The sequence below is a fragment of the Streptomyces sp. KMM 9044 genome, assembly GCF_024701375.2.
In the GTDB taxonomy this organism is placed as follows: domain Bacteria; phylum Actinomycetota; class Actinomycetes; order Streptomycetales; family Streptomycetaceae; genus Streptomyces.
This window is the reverse complement of record NZ_CP113910.1, coordinates 5,057,516-5,082,299: the sequence shown is the minus strand read 5'-3', so window position 1 is coordinate 5,082,299 and position 24,784 is coordinate 5,057,516. Positions and strand designations below refer to the sequence as shown.

Sequence of the window (24,784 nt, the reverse complement as noted above, 5' to 3'; positions counted from 1 at the left end):
CGGTTCGCGCGAAGCGCGGTTACCGCCGTCCGGGGCGCGGGCGCCGCACGGGAGCTCTCTGTGTCCTGTCTCGCCGGTTCCGTACACCGAATGCGTACGGCCTGGCGAAAGTCTTGTGGTGGGTGCGCTGCCCGACCCGGGTGGCTCCCGAGGTACGAGGGCGGCGCTACGACGTCCGTCCCTACGCGGGACCTTCCTTACGCCGACACCGTCGCGGTGGCAGTGGCACCGGCCGGTTGCGGCTCGGCCGCTGCTGCCTCGCGGTCGGGCACGAGCGGATCGGTCACCGTGCCGCTCTCTTCATCGAGCAGCCCCTGCGCCAGCCTGGTCACCGCTGCGGGGACCGGCGGCGCCAGATCGGCCACGGCGCGGAGACCGGACAGAACGTCGTCGGGTCGAACGGCAGGCGTCACGTGCCGAACAACCAGCCGCAGTATCGCACAGGGCCGGCCGGTCGGCCTATCGGCTGGTGAAGAGGGCGTTTCCACGCTCTCCAGATCCACGACAGCGGAGCGGGCGTCGAACGTACGGACGCCGTTCTTCGTCCGGCGCTGCACCTCGACGGTCCCGGCCGCGTTGAAGGCGTCCACCGCTCGGCGGGCCTCCTCGGCGTCGACATCGTCCAGTCGCAGCTCCCACACCGAGGCTGTGAGCCGGTCGGCGAGCCCCGAGGTCCTGGCCTCGGCCGCCTCCACGATGTCGAGGCCCGCGGGCAGCGACTCGTCGAGGAGCGCTCTGAGCAGTTCCGGGTCGCGCTCCTGGGTGAGCGCGACCTCGAGGTACTCCGCCTCACTGCCCGTGCCGGTGGGTGCGGCATTGGCGTACGACACCTTCGGGTGCGGCGTGAACCCCGCCGAGTACGCCATCGGCACCTCGGCACGGCGCAGCGCGCGCTCGAAGGCACGCTGGAAGTCACGGTGGCTGGTGAACCGGAGGCGGCCGCGCTTGGTGTAACGCAGTCGGATGCGCTGCACCGCGGGTGCGGGCGGCGGGCCTTCGGGCTGTCGCTTGCCCAGTGTCGCTCAGTCCTTCGTGAGTGCGGTCGTACTGCCACCAAGAGTACGCGCGTCACCGCCGATGGGTTCCCGCCGGTTCCCCACCGGTGCCGGCCGCCGCTCCCCGACGAGCATCCGGCGGAGGTCGGCGCGCGCCTGCCGCAGCGTCGCGCGGGCGGAGGCGAGGGACTGCCGTACGGCCCTCCCCACGGCACGGCCCGCCGCGGCGGCGGGCCGCAGCACCATGTCCCGCACCACATGCCCCACCGGTGTCAGCACCCGTGTGCACACCCAGCGTGCCGGTTCCACGACGGTCCACCGGAGGAAGGCCCCCAGAAACCGCCCCACCGCGAGCGAGACGTACCCGGTGACCCGCCAGGCGTGTCCGAGTGCGTTCCAGATCTTTCGCGCGACGACGGCGAGCACCCGCCCCACCGGCGTCAGAACCCAGCGCCACATGCCGAGCAGCGGCAGCACGAACAGGATCCGGGTGATCCAGTACAGCCCCACCCCGATGCCGGTGACGAGCATGCCCACCAGCCGCACCAGCCCCTTCACGCACCAGGCGACGGCATGCCCGACGGGCGCGAGCACCCATCTGTACAGCCAGGCACAGGACACGACGGCCAGATACCGCGTGAGCCGGGCGAGGGCCGCGAACACCCCGAGCCCGATCGCGGCACAGACGGCCGCGATCCCGCGCAGCACCCACATCACGCCGTGCCCGAAGGGCGTCAGCACACGCGCGTACAACCACACCAGCGCGTGCCCGAGCGGCACGAGCACATAGCGGTACAGCCACCCGGCGGGCACGAGGACCATCAGGTTCCCCAGCCACGCGAGCGCTCTGCCGAGCGGCACGAGGACGTACCGCCACAGCCCGGCCAGCGGCCACACGAACACCGCGCACCCGGTCCACAGCAGTGCCCGCCCGAGCGGACGGAACACGGCGCGGCCCAGCCACCGCGCGGCGACGGCACACGCGCCCCACACCAGCCGCACCGGCAGGACCACGAGGAACACGACGATCCGCACCGGCAGGCGGACCGCCACGACCAGACATCCCTCACCCGCCGCCTCCGGCTGCCGCCGCGGAGGCTGCGGCACGGGCGGGGGCGGTCTCTCGGCGTCCGGCTTCTCCAGGTCCATGCAGAGGTAGACGCCCCGGCAGGCCGTTCGGATGCACCGGCACCGGGCCGACGCGTCACCCTCCCCGCATCACATGCCCGCGAATCTACAATGTTGTGGAAATCAGCTCTGGAGTGTCACCGCCGCGCGAACCCGCGGGCCCGTTTGCACCTCGGGCATGGCGCGCGGCACGAAGGAGCAGATACAGCACGATGAACGACCACCCTGCCCCCACGGGCGCCGCGCCCCGGCCGCCCCGGTCCCGCCCCCTGCGTCGGGTCCTGGCGGAGAGAGCCCACGCCCTCACCGAAGCCCGCTGGTTCGCCCTGTCCGTCTTCACCCTGATCATCGTCAACGCGGTCCTCCTCGGAGCCGAGACCTACAGCGGGCTCGCCGAGGACTGGCACCGCTGGTTACGCCTCGCCGAACACCTCTGCCTCGCCGCCTTCACCGCCGAGATAGCCGTACGCGCCTGTGCCCACGCCGACCGCCCCCGCGGCTTCTTCCGCGACCCCTGGAACGTCTTCGACCTCGCCGTCGTCGTCTGCGCGTTCCTCCCCGTCGTCCGCGAGAACACCACAGTCCTGCGGCTTCTGCGCCTCGCCCGCGTCCTGCGCACCGCCCGCTTCCTGCCCCAACTGCGCATCGTGATCGTGGCGGTGACCCGCAGCCTGCCCGGCACCATCAGCTTCCTGCTGGTGGGAGCGCTCCTGCTGTACGTCTACGCCATGGTCGGCTGGGTCTTCTTCGGCGAGGCGAACCCGGGCCAGTACGGCTCCCTCGGCCGCGCCGTCCTCACCCTCTTCCTGCTGATGACCCTGGACGGCCTCGGGGACGCGGTCCACGCGGGCCTGGAGATCTCCCGCTGGAGCATCGTCTACTACGCCTCCTACGTGCTGATCGCCTCGTTCGTCCTGGTCAACGTCCTGATCGGGGTCGTCATCAGCTCCCTGGACGAGGCCCGCGAACTGGAGCACGAACAGTCCCCCGCCCCCGACGTCCCCCCGGCCCCCGCCCGGGTTCCGGTTCCCTCCCCGGTTCCGGCCCCGGACCCCGACGTGGACCTGCGCATCCGCATCGCCATCGCCAGAAGGGCGTTGGACGACCTCGAAGCCGTCCTCCCGCCCGTCCTCACCACCCATCCGCCCGGGCCGGCACCAGCACGGACACCGGCACCGGTGTCCGACACCGCGCGCCCGTAACACCGCGTCACCACCTCGGGCCGCGAACCCCAGTGGGCCCGCCCCGGTGTCCGGGAGTGGGCCCACTGGACGTCTGGTGGACGACGGCTCAGGACGTCGCCCCGCTGGGAGCCGACGCCGCGTTCTTGACCGTCAACGGCAGCAACTTCTCACCAGTTGGTCCGATTTGAATACTGGTGTCGAGCTGAGGGCATATGGAAATACGTTCAAAACCGCGCCATGCTCCCCCACATGGGCAAACGAGGACAGCGGCAGCTCGCAACCGCGCGAGCGGCCTACAACGTGGAAGCCGAGTGGACCGAAGCCGACCTTGCGCTGTTGGAGGAGCTGAAGCGGGCCGAGGCCCTGCTTCCCGAGGACGCACCTCGGGCTCTCCTGTCCATCCGCTTATCCGTGTTGACGGACGAGACGACCTCACCGGTGCGGCAGGAGCTTGACCTTCGCATCCTGGCCAGGGAACGAGGGTGCCGAGTCATCGGTGTCGCCTCGGACCTGAACGTGTCGGCGACGAAGGTCCCACCATGGAAGAGGAAGGAGCTGGGTGACTGGCTGAACAACCGTTCCCCCGAGTTCGACGAGATCCTGTTCTGGAAACTCGATCGGTTCGTGCGCCGCCTCTCCGATCTCTCAACGATGATCGAGTGGAGTCTCAAGCGCGGGAAGAACCTGGTCTCGAAGAACGACAGTCTTGACCTCACGACGACCGCCGGGAAGATCATGGTCACGATCATCGGCGGCATCGCCGAGATCGAAGCGGCCAACACCTCCACCCGCGTCACGAGCCTGTGGGACTACGCGAAGACCCAGGAGAACTGGATCATCGGCAAGCCGGCATACGGCTACGTCACGGCCGAGGACGGCACGGGGAAGGTCGTTCTCGCCATCGATCCCGAGGCTCACAAGGCTCTGCACTGGGCCCGACGTATGGCACTTCGAGGACGCTCCGCCATGTTCATGGTGCGGTGCCTGAAGCGGTCCGGCCTCATGAGCCAAGGACTTACGGTGGCGACGCTTGTACGCCGTCTCCGTAACCCCGCTCTGCTCGGCTACCGGGTGGAGGAGGACAAGAACGGTGGGCAACGGCGTTCGAAGCCAGTACTCGGCAGGGATGGCAGGCCGATCAAGGTCGCTCCCCCGATCTTCAGCGAGGAGGAGTTCGCATCCCTCGGTGCGGCTCTCGACAAGCGGATGAAGAAGCAGCCCCCGCGCCGGGTCGGCGGACTCACCCAGTTCCTGGGGGTGCTGCTGTGCGCCGACTGCAAGACGAACATGACCGTTCACATCACGGACAACGTCTTCGGGACCTACCACTACCTACGGTGCCGCAACTGCAAGAGCGGTGGACGTGGCGCACCCAACCCGCAGAGCATCTACGAGCGCTTGGTAGAGGACGTGCTCAAGGTCCTCGGGGACTTCCCTGTGGAAGTTCGCCAGTACGCGGAGGGGGCCGAGGTCCGGAGGGAGATCAAGCGCCTTCAAGACTCCATCGCGCTGTACATGAAGGAGCTCGAACCCGGTGGCCGGTACACGAAGACCCGGTTGGGTGTGGCTCCTTTGGAGGGACAGGCTGAGCTGGGCATTTGCCGGTTGGGCTCGACTGCCGGTCGTGGAGATCCTTTCGGAACCAGCAGGTCACGCCCGCGCGTCGCATCAAGATCGACAGCGCGGAGGGTGCCGGTCACCGCGTGACCCGCTGTCGTGGTCGAGTCGATCACTCGGGCGTGCCTCAAGCCGCAGTTCACGCAGCTAGGGCCGTCCCTCCAAAGGAGCCACACCCGACCCGGTTCACGAAGGAGCAGGCAGAGACAACGCTCGACAAGCTCATCGGGGAACTCGAGGCCATCGCCCCCGAGACGGCTAAGGACCGGTGGGTCAACGTCCACGGTGGGAAGACGTTCCGGGAGCACTGGCAGGAGGGAGGCATGGAGGCCATGGCCGCAGACCTGTACCGGGTCGGGATCCGCTGTGAGGTCACCCGCACGAAGGTGCCCAAGGTACGAGCCCCGAAGGTGCACCTTCGCCTGCTGATCCCGAAGGACGTCCGTGAACGACTTGTGATCCGAGAGGACGACTTCGCGCAGGCCCTCTGACGTAGCCCGGCTCGGACGGACAAGGCCGTCTCCCCTATATAAGAGAGACGGCCTCTCGTCTCACTCAAACCACGAGGAGGCGTCGAACGGTTCTTCCGTGCCGTCCTCATCCACGATCACGATCTCGCTTTCGATCAGGTTCATGGCCCCGCTGTCCGCGGTCTCTCGCTCAGGCAAGGGAGTCATCGCCCCACCTCCCCTGCTGCACCGCATCAGCGCTGAGCCGCCGGGTCTCGGCAAGGTCTTCGGCAACGCCTGCCGCGATAAGCGCAGCGCCGGGGGTGTGGCCGGAGCCGAGGTAACGCCAGTGCCTTTCAGCGACGGCGTCAGGCACATCGGCCTCGATTCTTCACTTGCGGTGTGACGTCGGTCGGTTCGGCGGTTTGCCCGTAATGTCCCCTGCCGTTCGAGGACGGGCCGTCGCGTGACGCTGCGGGGCGTCGGGTTCCACGGGCCCGAGGGTGCTGCGGGTCCTCTCCTCTCCGCTGTCGTCGGGGCGGGGCCGACCGTCAGGTGTGGGCCGGAAGCTGGGTGGCCCGCTGCCAGGCGGTGGCGAACGCCGGCGCCCAGGGCCAGGTGCGGTCGAGGTGGAGGGTGCGTCTGCGTGCGTGGGCGGTGAGCCGGGCGGGCAGGTGGTAGAGCCTCCTGCGGATCGTCTCCGGTTCGGCGGCGGCGAGTTCGGGCTCGTCATGCAGGAGAAGGAGCCTGGTCCATGCGTCGAGGTCCGCGGCGATAGTGGCAGCCAGCACCCAGGCGGCGTTCAGCTGCCAGGACTTCGAGGGCAGCAGCCCGAGGCCGATCCGCTTGATCGCCTTGACACGATCCTCGACCTCGGCATGATCACGGTAGAGAGCATCGACGAACCACACCTGCCCGGAGCCGGACACCCCGGAAAGCCCCTGGTGGGCGGGAATGTTCGTGGCGACGATCTGGTAACGCCAGCCGGTGCGCTGCTCGAACGCGGTCAGCTTCTTCAGATCGCGGCGCGAGGGCTTGACCCGGCGCACGATCAGCCGCATCCCCTCGGGCCAGCCGCTCAGGTCGCGCACCCCGGTCAGCTCGGCGACCTGGTAGGTGACCTTCTGTCCGTCCGGGCCCTTGATCTCGTGGACCTCGCCGTCCTGCCGCAGCGCGTCGTTCCACACGTCCGCGGGCAGCAGTGCGATCGCGGCCTCGTCGGCGGTATTGATGGCCCAGCCGGTCACCCAGCGCACTCGGCGGCGGCTGGTGGTCAGCGCCTGCAGATGCTCAAGGAGGCCGTGGCTGAAGGCCGCGCCGTCGATCCTCACCAGCAGCTTCGACCACAGCGGCAGCGGAGTTGCCGCAGCGCGGCGGCCAGCACCGTCTTGTGGTCGGCGACGTCGTTGGACGCCGCGTTGCCCGGCCGTAGCAGCATGGTCACGCACTCGCGGGTATTGGCCAGCCAGGCGCCCAGCGGGTGATGTCCGTAGCCGCCCTTGAACGTGCCGGCCGCGCCGTCCTTCTTGCTGGTGCAGGTCACCAAGGTGGCATCGAGATCCAGGACGTACCAGTTGGTGAGCGTGCGCCCGCATACCGAGATCCACGGGAACCCACCGGGCCGCAGGGCGAGCAGCGTCCACACCCCACGCCGTATCACGGCGCGCACGCGCTCCACCCGGGCTCCGACAGGGCCGTCGATGGCTTCCAGCGTGCGCCACAGGGTGCTGTCCGAGACCGGACGGGGAAGAACGGCCTCCAGTGCTGCTGCAGTTGCTCGGCCTGCAGGACATTCCTCGCGCCGAGGACGATCGCGCAGGCCAGCTGGACCAGGGCCATCCCGCGATCCCGCCACCCCGGCCCGACGCCGCGGGGCAGCGCGGCGGCCAGGGCGCGGGTCAGCCCGACCCGGTCCGCGATCCGGTGCAGCAGCACCACGCCCGCATGCCCGACCAGGTTCTTGCCGTCGGCCCGCACAACGAGCCGACGATCCCATTCGGTAGCCTGCACCTGTTGGGTGCCCCCACTCTGCGACGTTCTTGATCTAGGAAGTTCAGATCATCGCAGGTCAGGGGCACCCTTCCGCTATCAGGGCGTCACATCACTGACGGACGGCCCTCGTAGCTGAATACACGAGGTCGGAGCGGCCCATGTGGTGGGCGCGTTCCGCTCGCAGGGCCGCGTATGTCGTGGAGTAGGCGCGGGACTTGGTGAGAATGTGGCCCCGGTAACCGAGGGTGTGAGCCCAGGCGCGAAGACGGAGCGGTGCGTACTCGGGAAGAGCGCCGAGGCGCCAGCAGGTGTGCATGAGGGTTCGCACGTGCTCGCTGACAGGGGCGGAGTCGATATCGGCCCAGGTGGTGAGCGGGTGGTCGAGGCCGGCACCGGTCTCACTCGCTCCCTTGGTGACGTACTTCGCCACGTAAGCGGCGACCGCGTCATCGTCGGGTCCGTCGCCATCAGCGCGCAGGGGCCGGGCATCTACCTGGGCGCCCCAGCGCAACGCCAGCTCGCCGACGGCCAGGCTGTAGGGCGTGCGGACCAGGACCCGCCGGGCGGATACGCGTACGGCGTCGGTGAGCAGTTCCGCTGTGCCCCAGGCCGGGGGTTCGTCGTCCGAGCCCGCCGGGCCGTCGAGGCGGACGACGGCGTGCACGTGGACGGCAGCGCGCTTCTGGTACTCGGCGACGCGCGCGAAGGACAGGCGAGCGTGCTGGGCGAACCGGGACTGTACGAGGCCGACCGAGGAGGCGAGGCGGCGGCGTACGTCAATGACGAACCGGTCCCAGAGCCTGGAGGCGTGGGCGTGCCACAGGACGTGAGCGGTGTAGTCGTAGCAGTCGGGGCACAGGGGTTGGCCCACAGCCGCAGCATCCGGGGCGTGCACGACGGGGCAGCCGAGAGGGCGTCTGTGTTCGCAGGTGCCGCCGTCACGTCGGGGACGGCACCGTTCCCCGGCACGGTGGACGGCGCCGAAGGACGGCGCGGTCAGTGTGACGAACAGCCGGGGGCGATGGCGGACCGTTGCGGGGACGTTCTTGCCGCCGAGGAGGCCGGCACGTACGAGGTGGTAGGTGTCGCCCGCATGGAGGCGGGAGCAGGCGGGGCAGACAGTTGCGCGTCGGTTGCGGCAGCGGACGAGGAGGCGTTCACCGGGCTCGTTGCGGGTGTCGTAGTGGTGGAAGATCTCACCGGTCGCACCGTGGAGAGTGGTGGTGAAGCCGGAGAGATGGATGGGGTGGGTGCAGCCGCCAGTTGCGGTGATCTGCTCCAGGAGGCGGGGAAACTTGGGACCTTGGGCCAGGCGGATGGCGTCGCGGTCTGCTTCGGGAAGCTGACGCAGGCGCGCCGCGCGGTCGAGAGCGGCGCGCCTGACAGCCGGGGTGGAATCCGGGGTGATGGTGGTGACCTTCCGGGGTGGGCCGCCGGAGCGGCACGGATGGCGGGTGGTGATGCGCCGGCATTCATGGGGATCACTTCCTTCCTGTTCCGAGGTGGTGCTGTGGGGTCAGCGGATGGTTCCGGTGCCGCGGCAGACGCGGCAGCGCCGATGGCGTCCGGTCCAGGTCCTGCGGGCTCCGTCGCCCTTGCAGTGGGGGCACCTCACGCGAGGCATAGGCATGCCGTTGTGTTCCCTTCGCTGGTCAGGTGTGGGAGAAGCCGCTGATGACCCAGGTGACGAGGCCGTGGACGGTGTAGAGCACGGGGGTCTGGCCGAGGTAGAGGCCGAACAGGCCGACGCAGGCCGCTTCCCAGGCGCGGACGTCACGGGAGCGGACGAGGAGGACGGTGATGATCCCGAAGATCACCGCGAACGTGAACGCCACACCTTCGCTGATCACTTGTCGTCTCCTTCCAGCGATGCGAGAGCGCGATCCAGGGCAGGCAGTTCCGGTGCCATCGCGGCGTACTTCCGAGCCGTCGAGACGGCCTCTTCCGTGGGAGTGAGGTGGGAACGGGCGCGGCTCCAGCCGCCGTCCGGGCCGGTGCACACGGCGACCCCGCGCTCCTCCGCCGTGATCGACTGGGCGACGGCGACAGCGTCCTTGTTCAGGTCTCCCAGGGTCATTTCTGCCGTGCCGGGGTCGTTGACGCGGTGGCAGATACGACCGCCGAGTTGGGCGCGCAGGGCGGTGACGCCGGGGCCGAGGTCGGAGCCGACCCGTTGACCGGCCACCACCAGATGGATACCAAGGGCGGCACCGAGTTGGGCCAGGCGGAGCAGAAGCGTGGAGCACTGCTCCGCCTCTGCCTTGCCCTCTCGGGTGCCGTCGGACAGATACAACTCAGCGATCTCGTCGACGATCACGACGACCGGCACCGGCCGTAGTGTGTCCGGCAGTTCCCAGATGGAGCGTGCCCCCGCCGACCGGCACGCGCTCATCCGGTCCTGCATATCGACGACCAGGGCGGAGAGCACGGCGACCGCCTCACGCCTGCACGTGGCGAGCGCGCTCAACCGTCCGGCGAACAGTCCGAGTTCCATGCCGCCCTTGCAGTCGATGCCAACCATGGCGACCGGCTGAGTCGCGAGTTGGGTGATCAGCCGGGCCAGCAGGGTGGACTTACCGGACCGCGTGGCCCCGGTGATCAGCCAGTGCGGCACGAGCCGAAGGTTCATCACCCAGGCGCCGCCGCTCTCCAGAGCACCGATGAGCGCCGAGAGCAGCTCGACATGGGCCGTGGCTAAGCCGGGCCGCTCCAGCGGATCCGTGGCCGTCGCGGTCAGCAGCACGAGCCCACGTTCCGGGGAGGTGGCACGAACCGCATGGACCTTCCATGCGTGCACCAGCGCATCCGCCGCCTTTATGTACGTGGCTGGCGTCTGTCCCGCGTGCAGCCGCACGACCAGGGTCAGGCCCATGCGCGTGGCACGCGGGAAGGAGATTCGAGGAGCCACCGGCCGTAGTGGGTCTCCCTTGACGACCAGGTCACCGAGCAGCCCGCGCGGAGGACGCCGGGAGACGGCGAGGTCGTTGAGCATGGCCACCTTGCGCCAGGTCGCCATCAGCCGGCACGTGGTTGCCGGGTAGCCGACGAGGTGCCAGTGCCAGGCCGGGCGGTGCCGGCGCACCAGGTCACCGACGACCAGCAGCCAGGCCAGCACGGCGAGGACGAAGGCGAGAAGGACGGGTCCCATCAGGCGTCGCCGCCCTTGCCGTGCGTCGCCGCAGCGCCGGGTACGGGGGTGATGGCGTCGGCACGGAAGCTGACGCCGTGCCGGTCTCCCATCGACCAGGCGAACGCGGTCAGGCCGGTGACCTTGACGATCTGGCCCTCTTGGATGCCTTTCGGCTCACCGCTCACGGCGATCTCGATGACGGAGATCCGCCGCCGGTCCTGCCGCACGGTCACGGCCACGGTGTAGACCGGATTGCCGTCCCGGTCCTTCTTCACCTCCTGCGTCTCGGGGTTGCTGAGCTTGGCTTCCGGCGCGATGGCGCAGCGCAGTACGCCGAGCCGCGTCGTGTCCACGGGAATGGACTGCATGTTCTATGGCCTCCCTGGCCAATCGGGACGCCAGCAAGGTGCTGACGTCACTTGTCCTTACGAGTTACAACTATGGAGTCCTGTACTGCGACGCTGCAACTACTTATGCTGACGAGTGATGTCGCGCGTGCGACGTACCTACGACCTCACCCCGGAGATGCCGAGATGTCGGAGATCCAGCGCCCCGGAGCCCTCTACCAGCAGGTGGCTGCGGCAATCCGAGAAGCGATCCTGTCCGGCGAGTTCACGCCCGAGTCCCTGTTGCCGTCCGAAGCCCAGCTCATGGCCCGCTACGGCGTCTCCCGGCCCACCGTGCGCAACGCCGTCGCGGCACTGCGCGCGGAAGGACTCATCGACGTCCGCCACGGCAAAGGCAGCTTCGTACGCTCCAGTGGACAGCCGGTCCTCACCATCGAGCGCCGCGTCAGCTGCACCGCCGAGGGCAAGTTCGTGATGCCCAACGGCGACATCTGGCAAGAGGCCGAGCAGCCACACACCTACCGCACCCGCACCACGAAGGACACCGGCCGGCACCTCAAGCTCGAAACAGAAGAAGCCCTGTTCGGCTGTGACCGGCTGCTCGTCGACCCGAACACCGGGACGCGCGCCATGCACCGCACGCTGATCCCCTTCCAGGTCGCCGAAGCCGTTCCACTCCTCGGCACGGAGCCGTGCAAGCCGCCCGCCGCGATCTACTGGGTTCTCACCCAGGCCGGACACACCTTGTCGTGGAGCGAGACGGTACGCGCACACATGCCTTTGCCCGACGAGCGCACCGCGCTCCAGCTCCCGGACGCGACCCCGGTTCTGCACGTGGCCCGAACCGCGCACAGTGCCGACAGTCGCCCCCTGTTCCTCGAAGAACTGCGTTTCGGTGCGGACCGCGCCGAACTCGCCTACCGGATCACCACCGACCAGCAGCCCGCGCGAGGCGCCCGCGCCTGAGCGGCATACGGCATCGGTCGAAACAGCCTTCACTTCCTCAAGGGCGCGCCTGCGGCGCGCCGGGCCGCCCGGCCGCCCCGGCCGGGCGTGCGGCGTGGCCGCCGGTCCCGTCCGGTCGCCCGACGCCCCACGCCGCAGCCCCTCAAGGCAGTCGAGGCGTCGAGCAGCCGCAGCGAGCAGGGGCCCACGGGGCTGGGGGTCGCCGCCCTCCGAGACTTTAGGCAGCCACCGTGGGGCGAGCCTCGAAGAACAGGGGGCCCATCGGGCACATACGCGGGCAGGACCAGTGCCTGCCCGATTCGCCGGGCCAGCGTAGGGCCCCCTGTTCACTCGCCCCATGGCAGCTCCCGCCCAAAGTCCCTCCGGCCGGCGACGTGCCCATCCGCGGCACCCACCAGCGGAGCGGGCCCTCAGGCTGCACCGCCATCGCTGCTCGCACGCGCTTCCAGGAGCTGAGCGAGCCGTTCCACCGCGCCGGGCCAGCCGGTAAGCCGTACGACGCCGCGTCCGTCCTCGTTCGTCGAGGCGACGGCCCGCGCTGCGGACAGTTCGAAGCCCGCGCCCAGGAGCGCCCGGTTGAACCGGTCGGCAGCCTCGCGCGCCTCATGCCACCCAGCGATGTAGTCGACACCGGACACCCAGAGACCCGAGTCCGCGCCCGGCACATCGAGACCATCGCTCAGCCAGCCTTCACCCGAGCCAGTCACCTTGCCACCTCTGCCCTGCTCTAGTAACGGGTCGTCAACTTCCTTGGAACAGAGCCGGAATGCAGCACGACGGCCCCGGTACCATCAGGCACCGGGGACCGTCGCGTTCCCAGCCGGGCCACCCTTCGCTTTCCAGGGCAGATGGGGTGGCCCGGCCTATATGGGTGATGTGAAGCGCGGCCCCTCACTCGGGAGGGGAGCCCCCGAACGTCCGAGAGGCCGCGCCCCTTCGGCGGGAGTGGTCAGACTCCTGCCGATGACCGGGGCACCGCCCACTCCCGATCTCGAGGGAGTACGCCAGGGCGGCGGCCCGGGGTCTTTCAGACCGATTGAGCGGCCGTGGACTCGTCAAGATCGAATCGGGACCACACGGTTTTGCCGCCTCTCTCGTCCGCCGTCCACCACAGCGCCGTCACCAGTCGCTGCACGATGAACAGACCACGGCCGGAGTCCGGCAACACAGCCTCGGACAACTCGCCCATCAGTCCCGGCGCGAACGCCTCACCCGCCGGAAGCAGCGGAGGCGTCGAGTCCTCGTCGGAGACCCCAATGAAGAGCCACTTCGGATACTTCTTGAACCTCACGTCGACGCGTCGGCAGGAGCCAGGCATAGCCCGGCGTCGGTCCGGTACCGCATGGTTGACCACGTTCCCGACCAGCTCCGAGACCACGAGACACGCGTCGTCTGCGAGGTCACCAGCGCCAACGCTCCGGAGGAACACGGCCAGGGCCCCGGCGAGTGCCTGGATCGTCCGGTTTGATCATGTGATGCCGCAGAGGGCGAGGACGCGGGGGCGTTCGGTGTGGGCTCGTCGTCCGGCGGCGGTGTTGATGTAACCCGCGAGCTTGAGTGTGCTGCGGATCAGGTCGCGGAGGGCTGCGAGTACGGCGGGCGCGTTGTGGGTCCTGACCTGGGACTTGTCCTCGTTGAAGGTGACATCTCGGCACCAGTGGACGGTGTTTTCCACGGTCCAGTGCCCGCGAGCCCAGGACGCGATCTCGGCGGCGTTCGCTTCCTCGGCGGGCAGGTCGGTGATCGCGTGGACGGTCTCGCTGGACCACTTCTTCGCGCCTGTAGAGGCGGCGTCTGCGCTGGATGCGCAGGACCTGGGCCGCGTGCGGGAAGAGCAGGCCGTCGACGGTGACGACCTGCACGAGCCGCTGCTCGTGTCGGCCGTGGCCCCGGGCGTCGTCACGGTGGATCACGGGGATCTTCTTCCAGGGCAGGGCGTGGAGCTGACGGGCTTGTGCGCGTTGGTTGTTCTTGATGGTCAGCAGGTAGTGAGCGCCGCGTTCGTGCAGGTAGGTGGCGTGGTCGCGTGGGGCGTGGAGGGCATCGGCGGTGACGATCGTCCCCGCGAGATCTGCGTCGTCGATTCCGTCGAGGAGAGGGGCGAACTCGGGGATTTCGTTGGTCTTCGCGCCGATCTCGCGGGAGGCGGGCGTGACGCCGTCGCCGTGGCGGACGGCGGACAGGACGAAGACCCGGCTGGCGTCCGGGCGGCGGGCGCCGCGCAGGCACTTGCCGTCCACCGCGATCGCCCGCCGCCGGATGCGTACCGGATCGGCGTGGGCGGCTGTCCGGTGGGCCCGGCGCTGTTCACGCTCGGTGCCGCCGTCGGGCATGACCGGTTCCGGCCGGCGGGGCCGTGGGGACAGCAAGGGCCGAAGGTAGCCATAGGCCGCCGCGCTGATCTCGCCGGGATCCAGGCGTCCCAGGACACTGCGCAGAGTCTTCTCACTCGGCACCCGGTAGCGGCCGAGGAGCGGATGGTAGGGCAGGCCGAAGGCAGCCAGTTCCTCCGGCGTCGCGCGTCGGCACCACTCCGCCGCCGCGGTGATCGAGTCGTGTCCGGACGGGGTCATAGCGCAGACCATCAGGGCCAGCAGCGAGGAGAGCCGGTACCGCACCCCGCAAGCCCCTCTCGGATCGGTGACCGACTCGAACTCGGTCACCAGGCAGCGGACTTGATCCTTGGCGGCCCCCTCGCCGAGGGCTTCCAGGCGGGGCACCGCGCAAGCGGGGGCAGCGACAGGGGATGATGGAGGAACGAACACGGCACCTTCGTGGATCTTGAAGCGTAGAGAACTCCATGATCCACGGGTGCCGTGTTCACCTGCTTCCGGGACCCATCACCGAGATCAACATCCCAGAACGGGATGATCCAGGCACTCGCCGGGGCCCTGGCGGAAGCGCGGTCAGCGTCCGCCTGGGCTACATCCTGTCCGGCTCCACCACTTACTCTGGCTACTTCTCCATCAGCTCCGGCCAGACGGTGAAGAAGTCCTGGAGCAGGAGTGGTAACTACCTGTGCTACAGCAGCACCGGCGTACTGAACTACAGCGGCGGCACCTTCCAGACGCCGTCCACCAAGTGCTGAAACAAGCAATAACGAGGGCCCTGCCTCCGCGGCGGGGCCCTTTGCTCCCCGCGCCCTGACCCTGGCAAGGATCCCTGTGTTCACCGCGATCTTCCAAGACCACCTCATCTACCTGGCCACATGCGTGCTGGTCGCTCTCATCCTCGGCAGTGCGACGTGGCTGCTCTCTCACCGGCTCGGTAAACCATTCGGTCTGTGGTGGGGCGGGCTTGTCGTCACGCTCACCGGCGTGCTCGGTGTCACCTTCATGGACAGCGGTACAGCCAGCCGGCAATGCGTCATCAACCACAGCCTCGCCGAGCCCTTCCACACCACACAGGGCCTGTGGAACCTCGCCATGACCGTGCCACTCGGGCTCTTCGCGCTTTTCGCAGTACGTAGATTCCTGCCCTCGCTGGTGGGAGTCGTGTCGCTGCCCCTGGCCATCGAGTTCACCCAAGCCACGGTCAACGGCCTGGGCCGCGTATGCGACAGCGCAGATGCCCAGATGAACATCCTCGGCGGCCTGATCGGCCTCGCCATCGCTACTGCGGTGCTGGCCCGACGCGGTGCACTCGGCTGGCATGCCGGAGCCAAGGCATCAGCGATCGCTTCCGCAGTCATCCTCATCCTGGGCGCGGGTGTCGCACGCCCGCTGGTCGCCTTCGCCCACGTGGACGGCACCAGCCTCAAAACCGCAGGCTCTGTGCAGCGTCAGGCCGTAGAGGAAGTGGTCGACGAGGCGTTCGGCGACCACTACAAACTGGGTGACGTATATGAGCAGCCATGCGTGGGAGCACCCTGCACAACCGTCATCTTCAACCTGCTCAGTCGGGACAAGGGACACCCGGAAGCATTTGGCAGTGGCAGCCTGTCGTGGCCGGACAAGGAACACCTGAACGTACTCCTTGTGGACAGCGACCGCCCCAGCGTCATGGGCTATCCCGTGAAGGGCGCCAAGAATCCGTCCACTGAGCAGGAGGCCTACGAGATCGCTGAGCAGTACATGCGCTCCCATTACCCCTGGGCAACGGGAGCATCAGAACATGAAACGCACCGGATGGGTGAAAAAGCAGAACTGGGTTGGATGACTGGTTACCGCTGGGTTCACAATGACGTACTAATGCCCCGAACGCTGGACGTCCAGGTCAGCAGGGCGGGACAAATAGCACAGGTGGACGTCACTCTTGGACTAACGGAGGTCGATCTCCCGGAGGCGAAGCTCGACGCCGAGCAGGCTGAGACGGCAGTGCTCGACGGGCTGGTTGCCCAGGCTCGAGCCAACGGAGATTCCAGCATGGACATCGATCAGGTAAAGGCCCTGTATCGGGCGGAAGCGTTCACCCTCAAGGCGGCCGAGCGAAACGGAATCTGGCGACCCGAGTGGCTCGTGAACCTGACAATGCGCCAAGGCGAGCAGGGCGCTGACTCGGAGTCGTCGATCGAGGCAGACCTGTGGCGGGCCGATGCAGTCGACGGACAGGTCTATGACGGCACCAACGCCCCAGTCAAGGCCGGGTGACCCACATCCCTGGTAAACACCGTTCGATCCGCAGGCCACTCACCTCTGGCGCCCCACCAGTGCAGATCACGACCATGAGAAGAACGCCACCCAAAGCGGCCCTGCCCGGAGATAGTCCGTGCAGGGCCGCCGAAGGTGACCGACAGGTACAGAAAGTGGAAGCCCAGCCCGTCAAGCAAGACCACCGGAACGTTACCCCGGGACTCACCCTTCAGATCCATTGCATTTCGGAACGGAGAGTGGATCACTCTGCAGTTTGCGGCAGCGGCGTTCCCCTGAGCGACTTGTGGCCAAGTGCCCATCTGAGGGCACGGTCTGCGCCGTAACCGCTCAGGTTTGTCGTCGAGAAAGGGAGAGCCGGTGTCTCTTCCTGTCGACGTCCGTGACGGTGACCGAAAGCTCGTCGCCGATCTGTACGACATCCCCCGGAGCCACCCCGGCGCCGAACTCAGCTCAAACAGCCGGGCCAGGCCTTCGATGCCATCCGTAACTTGCACGAAGGCACCGAACGGCAGGGCCCCGGCGTTTGCCCGGGTCGTCCGGTTTGATCATGTGATGCCGTAGAGGCTGAGGACGAGGGTGCGTTCGGTGTGGGCTCGGCGTCCGGCGGCGGTGTTGACGTACCCGGCAAGCTTGAGCGCACCGCGGATCAGGTCGCGGACGGCGGCGAGGACCGAGGGCGTGTTATGGGTCCTGACCTGGGACTTGTCCTCGTTGAAGGTCACATCGCGGCACCAGTGGACGGTGTTCTCCACGGTCCAGTGCCCGCGAGCCCAGGACGCGATCTCGGCGGCACTCGCCTCCTCGGCGGGCAGGTCGGTGATGGCGTAGACGGTCTCGCTGGACCACTTCTTCGCCCCTGTAGAGACGGCGTCTGCGCTGGATGCGCAGGACCTGGGCCGCGTGGGGGAAGAGCAGGCCGTTGACGGTGACGGCCTGGACGAGACGCTGTTCGTGGCGGCCGTGGCCGCGGGCGTCGTCGCGGTGGATGACGGGGATCTTCTTCCAGGGCAGGGAGTGGAGTTGACGGGCTTGGCCGCGCTGGTTGTTCTTGATGGTCAGCAGGTAGTGCGCGCCGCGTTCGTGCAGGTAGGTGGCGTGGTCGCGTGGGGCGTGGAGGGCATCGGCGGTCACGACCGCCCCCTGGGGTCCGCGTCGTCGATCTGGTCGAGGAGGGGTTGGAACTCGGGGATTTCGTTGGTCTTCGCGCCGATCTCGCGGGAGGCGAGGGTGATGCCGTCGCCGTGCCGGACGGCGGAGGGCACGAAGACCCGGCTGCCGTCCGGGCGCCTCGCGCCGCGCAGGCACTTGCCGTCCACTGCGATCGCCCGGCGCCGGGAGCGCACCGGTTCGGCGCGGGCGGCTGCCCGGTGGGCGCGGCGCTGTTCGCGTTCGATGCCGCGGTCGGGCATGAGCGGCTCGGGAGAGTGGGACAGCAGGGGCCGCAGGTGGTCGTAGCCGGCCGCGCTGACCTCACCGGGATCGAGCCGCCCCAGAACGGTGCGCAAGGTTTTCTCGCTCGGGATCCGGTAGCGGCCGCGCAACGGATGGTAGGGCAGACCGAAAGCGGCCAGTTCCTCCGGCGTCGCACGTCGGCACCACTCCGCCGCCGCGGTGATGGAGTCATGGCCCGCCGGGGTCATCGCACAGACCACCAGGGCCAGCAGCGAGGAGACCCGGTAGCGCACCCCGCACGCCCCGCGAGGATCGGTGACCGACTCGAACTCGGCAACCGGGCCGCGGACTTGGCCTCGCGCAGCATCCGAGCCGAGGGCCTCCAGGCGGGGCGCCGGAGAGACGGGAACGACGGCAGGGGATGATGGAGGAACGAACACGGCACCTTCGTGGATCTTGCAGCGTAGAGAACTCCATGATCCACAGGTGCCGTGTTCATCTGCTTCCGGGGCCCGCCAGCATGATCAACCGGCCCAGGCCGGGGCGATCCGGGCAAACGCCGGGGCCCTGACCCGGATCCCCCTTGGCCCGACCCGGCTTACGGCCAGACGCCTTGCGTAGCGATTTCGGCGCGGGCTTCTTGCGCAGCCCGTCACTCGACGGCGGCTTGGAGGAGTTGCGCGAGTTGACGGCGACCTGCCGCTCCAGCTCCGCGATCCGCTCCGCCTGCGCGGACACCAGGAGCTTCAACTCCGTGACCAGCGTGGCCAACTCCTCGTAGGAAGGCGGCGACGGCGGGCTGACGGACACAAGATCAACCTACCCGACCGGAACGGCCACCCCGAACGGCATCGCCGCAACTCAGCAGCCGTCCTAAACAGTCACAGTCAGCAAGTGTCAAGATCCACGCGGAATTCACGCATTAGTCCCACAATCGAATCAAGAAAGGCGTGGTCGAGAAATTCTTGAGACGCCTGAAAGTTCCGCCAAATGATCCTCGCCGGAGGCCCCTCGCCGAAACTCGAAGAAATACAGTCCGCGAGAGCGTCAAGATTCGATCCAAAGTACCCGCCCGGGCCATTGACCGCCTCTCCCAATGCGCAATAGAACCCCGATTTCGTGGAAATTTGCGCCCCGTCCAAGTGGACAACTTCCTCCACTCCATAGCGAGCAGCCCTACGATTCGAAGCGAACCATGAGTTCTGAACGACGTGCAGCCATGCACCCTGATAGTTCGTCGGCCACCGAAGCCATTCACCCTCCTCCAGGGCGATCCCTGATGCCCAACGCGGCCAAATTCTTTCAGCTTCGGGATAGTCGCAGCGACTACCAAAGAACCGGTACGCGACTCTCGAAATATTTCCGCCTGGCCCCTCTACGCCCGAATCACCGAGCACAACCCGACCAATGAAGTACTCACCAATCTTCTCCCGTCGGCGATTCATGACTGCCATCACTGCATCTTCGACCCTCTGCCTACCCTTCTCGACCTCATGGGCCCTCAGGAAGGCCACTTCCGACGACTCTTCTTCCGGGTCGACAAAAAATCCCTCTACTTCTTCAGCCGCAACAAGCACCCTCCCTGACTCTTCATCCGATACCACGTACAGCGGAAAATCCACCTTGCCCACTACAGGCAGTTCGCCAGCCATGCCTAATCCCCAAACCGGAACTGGTGCAGCGACAATCAAGTCGCTACACCAGTTAACAATAGAGCTACTAATTCCACCCCGAGTCAGGGAAATGGGGTGCGCTGAAGCGTTGGATCTTCGTGTAATGAGTCTTTCCCGGTAAGCGCCCGTCGCTCGCTGTGATCGCGATGCTTACGCTGCGGCCCGTGCGGTCCTCAAGTCGGGGCAGACGTAAGGCCCCTGGTAGAAACGATCTTGCGACAAATTGTTCTGACCGAGGGGCCTCACGTGTCGACCAGTGTCACATATACCGCGGTGCTCGATGTGAAGCGGTCCACCGCCGAGCACCTGGCCCGGTTGCTGCGCGATCACCGCATCGCGGCCGGAACCCGCAAGGACAGGCGTGCGCTGGGCTGCTTCCGCCAGGCGGTGTTCGTCCTGCGCTGGTTCATCGACGGCACCCGCCTTTCCCAACTTGCCTGCGAAAACGGCCTGTCGGCCTCCACCGCCTACCGCTACCTCCACGAGGGGCTGACCGTTCTGGCGGCTGGGGCACCGGACCTCGCGACCGCGCTGGAGCGCGCGAAGGCGGCCGGGCTGACGCACCTGAACCTGGACGGCACCGTCATCCGTACCGACCGCGTCGCCGCCCCCGGCCCCAACGGCGCAGACCTCTGGTGGTCCGGAAAACACCGGCACCATGGTGGGAACGTGCAGGTCATCGCCACCCCGGACGGCTGGCCGATCTAGGTCTCACCGGTCCGCCCGGGCAGGGAGCACGACACCACCTGCGCCCGCCACCACGGCCTGGTCGACGCCCTCAACCGGATCGCCGCCGAACTGGACATGCCGACCCTCGTCGACCTCGGCTACGAGAACGCCGGCGACGGCTTCCGCCACCCGCACAAGAAGCCCGCCGGAGGCGAGCTGACCGAGGCCCAGCAGACCTACAACAAGGTCATCCGCGGCATCCACGGCGTCTGCGAGCGCGCCAACTCCCTGCTCAAGACCACCTTCAAGGCCCTACGCCGGGTCAGCCTCGACCCCAGCCGCATCACGAAGATCGCCGCAGCAGCCCTCGTCCTGCTCCAACTCGAATACGACCGCACCATCTGAACGATCACACAACGTCATGATTCATTACTGGGAAAGGCTCACTGTGATGCCATCGGCGAACTCGCCAAGTCGAAGCTGTTTGAGGAACGCCCAGAGTTCCGGGTTCTCGGTGGCTGCCATCGACATCCGTACCCGGTCCGCGTCCGGATCCACGGCGATCACCTCGGCGATGATCCTCCGCCCGACCACAGCGACGTCGGCAAAGCGCTGACGCCAGGAACCGTCCAGCACTCCCAGCATCCCGAGCGGGTAGGCGGCAAAGCCATCCAGGATCACCGACGCCTCAGGCCGAGTGGCCGCCGTCACCGTCCCTTGGCAGAGATCACCGACATGGATCGTTGCCAGGAACCGCCTGACGGCCTGATCTGCCGACGTCTCCCCCATGGCGCCGGGCTCTCACGAGAGGCCGGCTAAACCCACTCCACATCGGACTGGATGCCTGCATGGTTGCCCGCCGACGGCAGGGGTGTGCTCGGAACGTCTCGGGCGACCTGCCGAGCCTTTGGCAACCCAAGCGAGCCGAGCGCTGCGGCGACCTCATCCTCTGTGATATCGACCACAGCCTCAGCGATCCGCCGCAGCGCCTCACTCACCCCCGCACACCCCGTTTCAGCTGGTCGGAGCGGACTTCTTGACTGTCAGCGGCAGCAACTTCTTGCCGCTGTCGCTTACTTGTGGCCAAGTGTCCATCTGAGGGCACACGCCGCAGTCGAAGCACGGGGTCCAGCGGCAGTCCTCGACCTCTGTCTCGTCGAGGGCGTCCTGCCAGTCCTCCCAGAGCCAGTCCTTGTCGAGGCCGGAGTCGAGGTGGTCCCAGGGGAGGACCTCCTCGTAGGTGCGTTCGCGGGTGGTGTACCAGGCGACGTCCACGCCGAACTGCGCGAGGGACTTGTCGGCGCAGCGCATCCAGCGGTCGTAGGAGAAGTGCTCGCGCCAGCCGTCGAAGCGGCCGCCGTCCTCGTAGACCGCGCGGATGACCGCGCCGACGCGGCGGTCGCCGCGGGAGAGCAGGCCCTCGATGATGCCGGGCTTGCCGTCGTGGTAGCGGAAGCCGATGGAACGGCCGTACTTCTTGTCGCCGCGGATCTTGTCGCGCAGCTTGGTCAGGCGGGCGTCCGTCTCCTCGGCCGACAGCTGCGGGGCCCACTGGAAGGGGGTGTGCGGCTTGGGGACGAAGCCGCCGATGGAGACGGTGCAGCGGATGTCGCCCGAGCCGGAGACCTCGCGGCCCTTCTGGATGACGTTCATCGCCATGTCGGCGATCTGGAGGACGTCGTCGTCGGTCTCGGTGGGCAGGCCGCACATGAAGTAGAGCTTCACCTGGCGCCAGCCGTTGCCGTAGGCCGTGGCGACGGTCCTGATCAGGTCGTCCTCGGAGACCATCTTGTTGATGACCTTGCGCATGCGCTCCGAGCCGCCCTCGGGGGCGAAGGTGAGGCCGGAGCGGCGGCCGTTGCGGGTCAGCTCGTTGGCCAGGTCGACGTTGAAGGCGTCGACGCGGGTGGAGGGCAGCGAGAGACCGATCTTGTCCTCTTCGTAGCGGTCGGCGAGACCCTTGGCGATGTCGCCGATCTCCGAGTGGTCGGCGGAGGAGAGGGACAGGAGGCCGACCTCTTCGAAGCCGGTCGCCCGAAGCCCCTTCTCAACCATGTCGCCGATGCCGGTGATGGAGCGCTCGCGCACCGGGCGGGTGATCATGCCGGCCTGGCAGAAGCGGCAGCCGCGGGTGCAGCCGCGGAAGATCTCCACCGACATGCGTTCGTGGACCGTCTCGGCGAGCGGGACGAGGGGCTGCTTGGGGTAGGGCCACTCGTCGAGGTCCATGACCGTGTGCTTGGAGACGCGCCACGGCACACCCGACCTGTTCGGTACGACACGGGCGATCCGACCGTCGGGGAGGTACTCGACGTCGTAGAAACCGGGGACGTACACGCCGCCGGTCCTGGCCAGGCGGAAGAGGAGTTCCTCGCGGCCGCCGGGGCGGCCCTCCTCCTTCCAGGCGCGGATGATCCGGGTGGCCTCGAGGACGGCCTGCTCGCCGTCGCCGATGACGGCGCAGTCGATGAAGTCGGCGATCGGCTCGGGGTTGAACGCGGCGTGGCCGCCGGCCATGACGATCGGGTCGTCCAGGCCGCGGTCCCGGGCCTCGAGCGGGATGCCCGCGAGGTCCAGGGCGGCGAACATGTTGGTGTAGCCGAGCTCGGTGGAGAAGCTCAGGCCGAACACGTCGAAGGCCTTGACCGGGCGGTGGCTGTCGACCGTGAACTGGGGGACGTGGTGCTCGCGCATCAGTTCCTCCAGGTCCGGCCAGACGCTGTAGGTGCGCTCGGCGAGGACGCCGTCCTGCTCGTTGAGGACCTCGTAGAGGATCATGACGCCCTGGTTGGGGAGTCCGACCTCGTACGCGTCGGGGTACATGAGCGCCCAGCGGACGTCACAGCTGTCCCAAGGCTTGACCGTGGAGTTGAGCTCTCCGCCGACGTACTGGATCGGCTTCTGCACATGCGGGAGCAGAGCTTCGAGCTGCGGAAACACAGACTCGGCGGCCTCGGCGGCTTCGGCAGGCATCTCGGGAACCTTTGTGTGCGGGCAAGGGGGACCATCCAGCCTAACCCGGCCTGAGAGGTCCCCCGCACGGTCCGCGGCCGGCCCGGTGTCAGAAGGCGGTGCTGTCCTTGATCCGCTTCCAGGTTTCCGGGAGGGCCGCTTCGACGATCTCGGCCCGGCGTTCCTCGTGTCCGTGGAGCAGACCGTAGGTGAAGGCGCTCTCCCCCGACGCGTGGGCGACGGCGGACAGCTCGCGCAGGGTCTGGCGGGCCATGACGCTGTCCTGGTGGTCGCCGAGGAGGCTCTGGAGCGTCTTCATGTTCTTGACCAGGTCCTTGGCGGGGCCCTTGAGGGCCGGGGCGGCGGCCTCGGCGGCGTAGCGGGTGCGCTTGGTCTTCTTGCGGGCCTCGTGCACGACGACGTCGCGGTCGTGGCCGGGCGGCAGGTCCAGTGCCCGGGTGACGAGGTCGGCCACCTTGGCGAGGTCCTCGCTCACGGCCTCGGCGAGCACCTTCCCCGGGTCGCGGGCGGCCTTCTTCCGCAGGGGCGGGTCGGCCAGCAGGGCGTCGAGGGTGTCGAGCAGGGAGAGGTAGCGGCGGGAGTCGAGGATGGCGGTGACCTCGCTGTGGGCTCCGCGGTGGCCGGCCTCGGACCAGGAGGCCAGCCGTTCGCGGACGGGGCCGAGGACAAGGGTGTCGGGCAGCTCGCCCAGGGCCGAGGTCAGGCGCTCGGCGAGTACCTCCTGGTCGCGGTCCAGGCCGAGTTCGGCGGCCAGCCACTTCAGGTCGACGCCGACCGGGTCGGTGGTCTCCCGGTCCAGGACTGAGCGGAAGGAGCGGAAGGTGCTGCGCAGGCGGCGGGTGGCGACCCGCATGCGGTGCACGGAGTCGGGTACGTCCTGGCGTACGGCGGGGTCGAGATCCACGAGGGCGTCCCGCTGGGCGCGGACGTAGGCGAGGACGTGGTCGCCGGCGTTGACGGGTTTCCCGACCGGTCGGCTGCGGTGCTTGCGCTTCGGTGCCGCGGCCGGGGCGGGTGCGGGAGCGGGGGCGGCTTCCTCGGGGAGGCCGGCCGGGGGTGCGGTCTCGGCGAGGGCGCGGGCCAGTTTGGAGGCGGCCTTCGACGGGCGCATGCCCGCCTTGTGGAGCCGCTTGCCGACCTTGTCGAGGAAGGCGGGGTCGCCGTCGTCGGCGAGTTCGACCTCGGTCTCGGTCCACCGGGCGGTGCCGCCGTGGCCGGTGAGGCGTTCGGCGCGCACCGTGTCGACGCTGATCTCGGCGAGGAGCCGGCGGTCGGCGTCGAGGAGGTGGCGCAGGTCCCGCTCGGAGCGCAGCCGGACCACGGGCTTCAGTTCGGTGTCGCGGACGCGGGAGCGGACGAGCCGGGCGAGGCTCTCCGGGAGGGTGTCGGAGAGCGGGGCGTGGATCTCGTCGCGCACCCCGGGGGCGACGGGGAACTTCAGGTGCCAGCCGGCGTCGGAGCCGCCGGTGCGTCTGCGCAGCGTGAGGGAGGCGGCGGCGAGGCGCTCGTCGGCGGTGTCGTAGTAGGTGGCGTCGAGGTGGGTCACGCCCCGCTCGACGACGGACTCGACGCCTGGGATGTCAGTCAGGTCGGGGAGTCCGCTGTCGCCTGACTCGTACTTGCGCTCGATTTCACGTTTGGTGTCCGCCATGACCCGAATCTACTCGTCGCCGATGG

21 protein-coding genes and 6 pseudogenes are annotated in these 24,784 nt (G+C 68.2%); 7 read left to right on the top strand and 20 right to left on the bottom strand.

Going from position 1 to position 24,784, the window contains the following annotated elements:
• Positions 1-197: 197 nt before the first annotated feature.
• Together HUV60_RS22900 and HUV60_RS22895 are read right to left on the bottom strand one after the other, a co-directional pair.
• On the bottom strand, positions 198-974 hold the full coding sequence (locus HUV60_RS22900; protein WP_257849101.1) for a TIGR03936 family radical SAM-associated protein: 777 nt from the start codon (positions 972-974) through the stop codon (positions 198-200).
• A 48-nt stretch (positions 975-1,022) separates the two neighbouring features.
• Positions 1,023-2,144, bottom strand: a complete 1,122-nt coding sequence (locus HUV60_RS22895) for a hypothetical protein (RefSeq protein WP_257849100.1) — start codon at positions 2,142-2,144, stop codon at positions 1,023-1,025.
• Positions 2,145-2,335: 191 nt separating this feature from the next.
• Here HUV60_RS22895 and HUV60_RS22890 point away from each other — a divergent pair, with 191 nt between their 5' ends.
• The 3 genes and pseudogenes from HUV60_RS22890 to HUV60_RS22880 form a co-directional block, all read left to right on the top strand.
• Positions 2,336-3,325 (top strand): ion transporter, encoded by a 990-nt coding sequence (locus HUV60_RS22890; protein WP_257849099.1) that lies wholly within the window; start codon positions 2,336-2,338, stop codon positions 3,323-3,325.
• A 282-nt stretch (positions 3,326-3,607) separates the two neighbouring features.
• Positions 3,608-5,014, top strand: a complete 1,407-nt coding sequence (locus HUV60_RS22885; RefSeq protein ID WP_257850217.1) for a recombinase family protein — start codon at positions 3,608-3,610, stop codon at positions 5,012-5,014.
• Between the two features lie 89 nt (positions 5,015-5,103).
• Positions 5,104-5,415: pseudogene (locus tag HUV60_RS22880) on the top strand (recombinase family protein); the annotation flags it as partial.
• A gap of 60 nt (positions 5,416-5,475) precedes the next feature.
• Here the strand turns inward: HUV60_RS22880 and HUV60_RS22875 are convergent.
• The 8 genes and pseudogenes from HUV60_RS22875 to HUV60_RS22840 form a co-directional block, all read right to left on the bottom strand.
• Complete coding sequence (locus HUV60_RS22875; protein WP_257849098.1) at positions 5,476-5,601, bottom strand: hypothetical protein; 126 nt, start codon at positions 5,599-5,601, stop codon at positions 5,476-5,478.
• 323 nt (positions 5,602-5,924) lie between these two features.
• Positions 5,925-6,704 (bottom strand): transposase, encoded by a 780-nt coding sequence (locus tag HUV60_RS22870; protein WP_257853091.1) that lies wholly within the window; start codon positions 6,702-6,704, stop codon positions 5,925-5,927.
• Positions 6,701-7,042 (bottom strand): transposase, encoded by a 342-nt coding sequence (locus HUV60_RS22865; RefSeq protein WP_257853090.1) that lies wholly within the window; start codon positions 7,040-7,042, stop codon positions 6,701-6,703. Before HUV60_RS22865 ends, HUV60_RS22870 begins: the two co-directional genes overlap by 4 nt.
• Positions 7,030-7,383: a hypothetical protein gene (locus HUV60_RS22860; RefSeq protein WP_257853088.1), complete on the bottom strand. Its 354-nt coding sequence runs from the start codon at positions 7,381-7,383 to the stop codon at positions 7,030-7,032. The genes HUV60_RS22865 and HUV60_RS22860 overlap by 13 nt, the downstream gene beginning before the upstream one ends.
• A gap of 124 nt (positions 7,384-7,507) precedes the next feature.
• Positions 7,508-8,716 (bottom strand): annotated as a pseudogene (locus HUV60_RS22855) (replication initiator); the annotation flags it as partial.
• Positions 8,717-9,017: 301 nt separating this feature from the next.
• Entirely contained in the window at positions 9,018-9,215 is a 198-nt protein-coding gene (locus HUV60_RS22850; protein WP_257849097.1) for a hypothetical protein, read from the bottom strand.
• Positions 9,212-10,513 carry an FtsK/SpoIIIE domain-containing protein gene (locus tag HUV60_RS22845; protein ID WP_257849096.1) on the bottom strand — a complete coding sequence of 434 codons (1,302 nt, stop codon included), beginning with the start codon at positions 10,511-10,513 and terminating at the stop codon, positions 9,212-9,214. The genes HUV60_RS22850 and HUV60_RS22845 overlap by 4 nt, the downstream gene beginning before the upstream one ends.
• Complete coding sequence (locus HUV60_RS22840) at positions 10,513-10,863, bottom strand: SCO3933 family regulatory protein (RefSeq protein ID WP_257849095.1); 351 nt, start codon at positions 10,861-10,863, stop codon at positions 10,513-10,515. The genes HUV60_RS22845 and HUV60_RS22840 overlap by 1 nt, the downstream gene beginning before the upstream one ends.
• Before the next feature lie 165 nt (positions 10,864-11,028).
• Here HUV60_RS22840 and HUV60_RS22835 point away from each other — a divergent pair, with 165 nt between their 5' ends.
• Positions 11,029-11,808: a GntR family transcriptional regulator gene (locus HUV60_RS22835; protein WP_257849094.1), complete on the top strand. Its 780-nt coding sequence runs from the start codon at positions 11,029-11,031 to the stop codon at positions 11,806-11,808.
• Between the two features lie 410 nt (positions 11,809-12,218).
• On the opposite strand, the gene HUV60_RS22830 is transcribed toward HUV60_RS22835, so the two are convergent.
• The 3 genes and pseudogenes from HUV60_RS22830 to HUV60_RS22820 form a co-directional block, all read right to left on the bottom strand.
• Entirely contained in the window at positions 12,219-12,515 is a 297-nt protein-coding gene (locus tag HUV60_RS22830) for a hypothetical protein (RefSeq protein WP_257849093.1), read from the bottom strand.
• 320 nt (positions 12,516-12,835) lie between these two features.
• Positions 12,836-13,240 (bottom strand): annotated as a pseudogene (locus HUV60_RS22825) (ATP-binding protein); the annotation flags it as partial.
• A gap of 36 nt (positions 13,241-13,276) precedes the next feature.
• Positions 13,277-14,573, bottom strand: a pseudogene (locus tag HUV60_RS22820) (ISAs1 family transposase).
• A 35-nt stretch (positions 14,574-14,608) separates the two neighbouring features.
• Here HUV60_RS22820 and HUV60_RS22815 point away from each other — a divergent pair.
• Entirely contained in the window at positions 14,609-14,896 is a 288-nt protein-coding gene (locus HUV60_RS22815; RefSeq protein ID WP_257849092.1) for a hypothetical protein, read from the top strand.
• A gap of 76 nt (positions 14,897-14,972) precedes the next feature.
• A complete protein-coding gene (locus tag HUV60_RS22810) occupies positions 14,973-16,397 on the top strand; it encodes a VanZ family protein (protein WP_257849091.1) in 1,425 nt (474 codons plus the stop codon).
• A 330-nt stretch (positions 16,398-16,727) separates the two neighbouring features.
• On the opposite strand, the gene HUV60_RS22805 is transcribed toward HUV60_RS22810, so the two are convergent.
• From HUV60_RS22805 to HUV60_RS22790, 4 genes and pseudogenes are all read right to left on the bottom strand, one after another.
• A complete protein-coding gene (locus tag HUV60_RS22805) occupies positions 16,728-16,832 on the bottom strand; it encodes a S1 RNA-binding domain-containing protein (protein WP_257849090.1) in 105 nt (34 codons plus the stop codon).
• 113 nt (positions 16,833-16,945) lie between these two features.
• Positions 16,946-18,232: pseudogene (locus tag HUV60_RS22800) on the bottom strand (ISAs1 family transposase).
• Positions 18,233-18,287: 55 nt separating this feature from the next.
• Positions 18,288-18,602, bottom strand: a complete 315-nt coding sequence (locus tag HUV60_RS22795; RefSeq protein ID WP_257849089.1) for a DUF6444 domain-containing protein — start codon at positions 18,600-18,602, stop codon at positions 18,288-18,290.
• Between the two features lie 77 nt (positions 18,603-18,679).
• Positions 18,680-19,444 carry a barstar family protein gene (locus HUV60_RS22790; protein WP_257849088.1) on the bottom strand — a complete coding sequence of 255 codons (765 nt, stop codon included), beginning with the start codon at positions 19,442-19,444 and terminating at the stop codon, positions 18,680-18,682.
• Positions 19,445-19,711: 267 nt separating this feature from the next.
• Between HUV60_RS22790 and HUV60_RS22785 the strand changes: the two are divergent.
• Positions 19,712-20,539: pseudogene (locus tag HUV60_RS22785) on the top strand (HARBI1 family protein).
• Positions 20,540-20,563: 24 nt separating this feature from the next.
• Here the strand turns inward: HUV60_RS22785 and HUV60_RS22780 are convergent.
• The 3 genes from HUV60_RS22780 to HUV60_RS22770 all read right to left on the bottom strand — a co-directional run bounded on the left by HUV60_RS22780 (position 20,564) and on the right by HUV60_RS22770 (position 24,758).
• Positions 20,564-20,923, bottom strand: a complete 360-nt coding sequence (locus HUV60_RS22780) for a hypothetical protein (RefSeq protein WP_257849087.1) — start codon at positions 20,921-20,923, stop codon at positions 20,564-20,566.
• A gap of 225 nt (positions 20,924-21,148) precedes the next feature.
• Positions 21,149-23,107: a TIGR03960 family B12-binding radical SAM protein gene (locus HUV60_RS22775; protein ID WP_257849086.1), complete on the bottom strand. Its 1,959-nt coding sequence runs from the start codon at positions 23,105-23,107 to the stop codon at positions 21,149-21,151.
• A gap of 88 nt (positions 23,108-23,195) precedes the next feature.
• Entirely contained in the window at positions 23,196-24,758 is a 1,563-nt protein-coding gene (locus tag HUV60_RS22770) for a CYTH and CHAD domain-containing protein (RefSeq protein ID WP_257849085.1), read from the bottom strand.
• Positions 24,759-24,784: the final 26 nt, after the last annotated feature.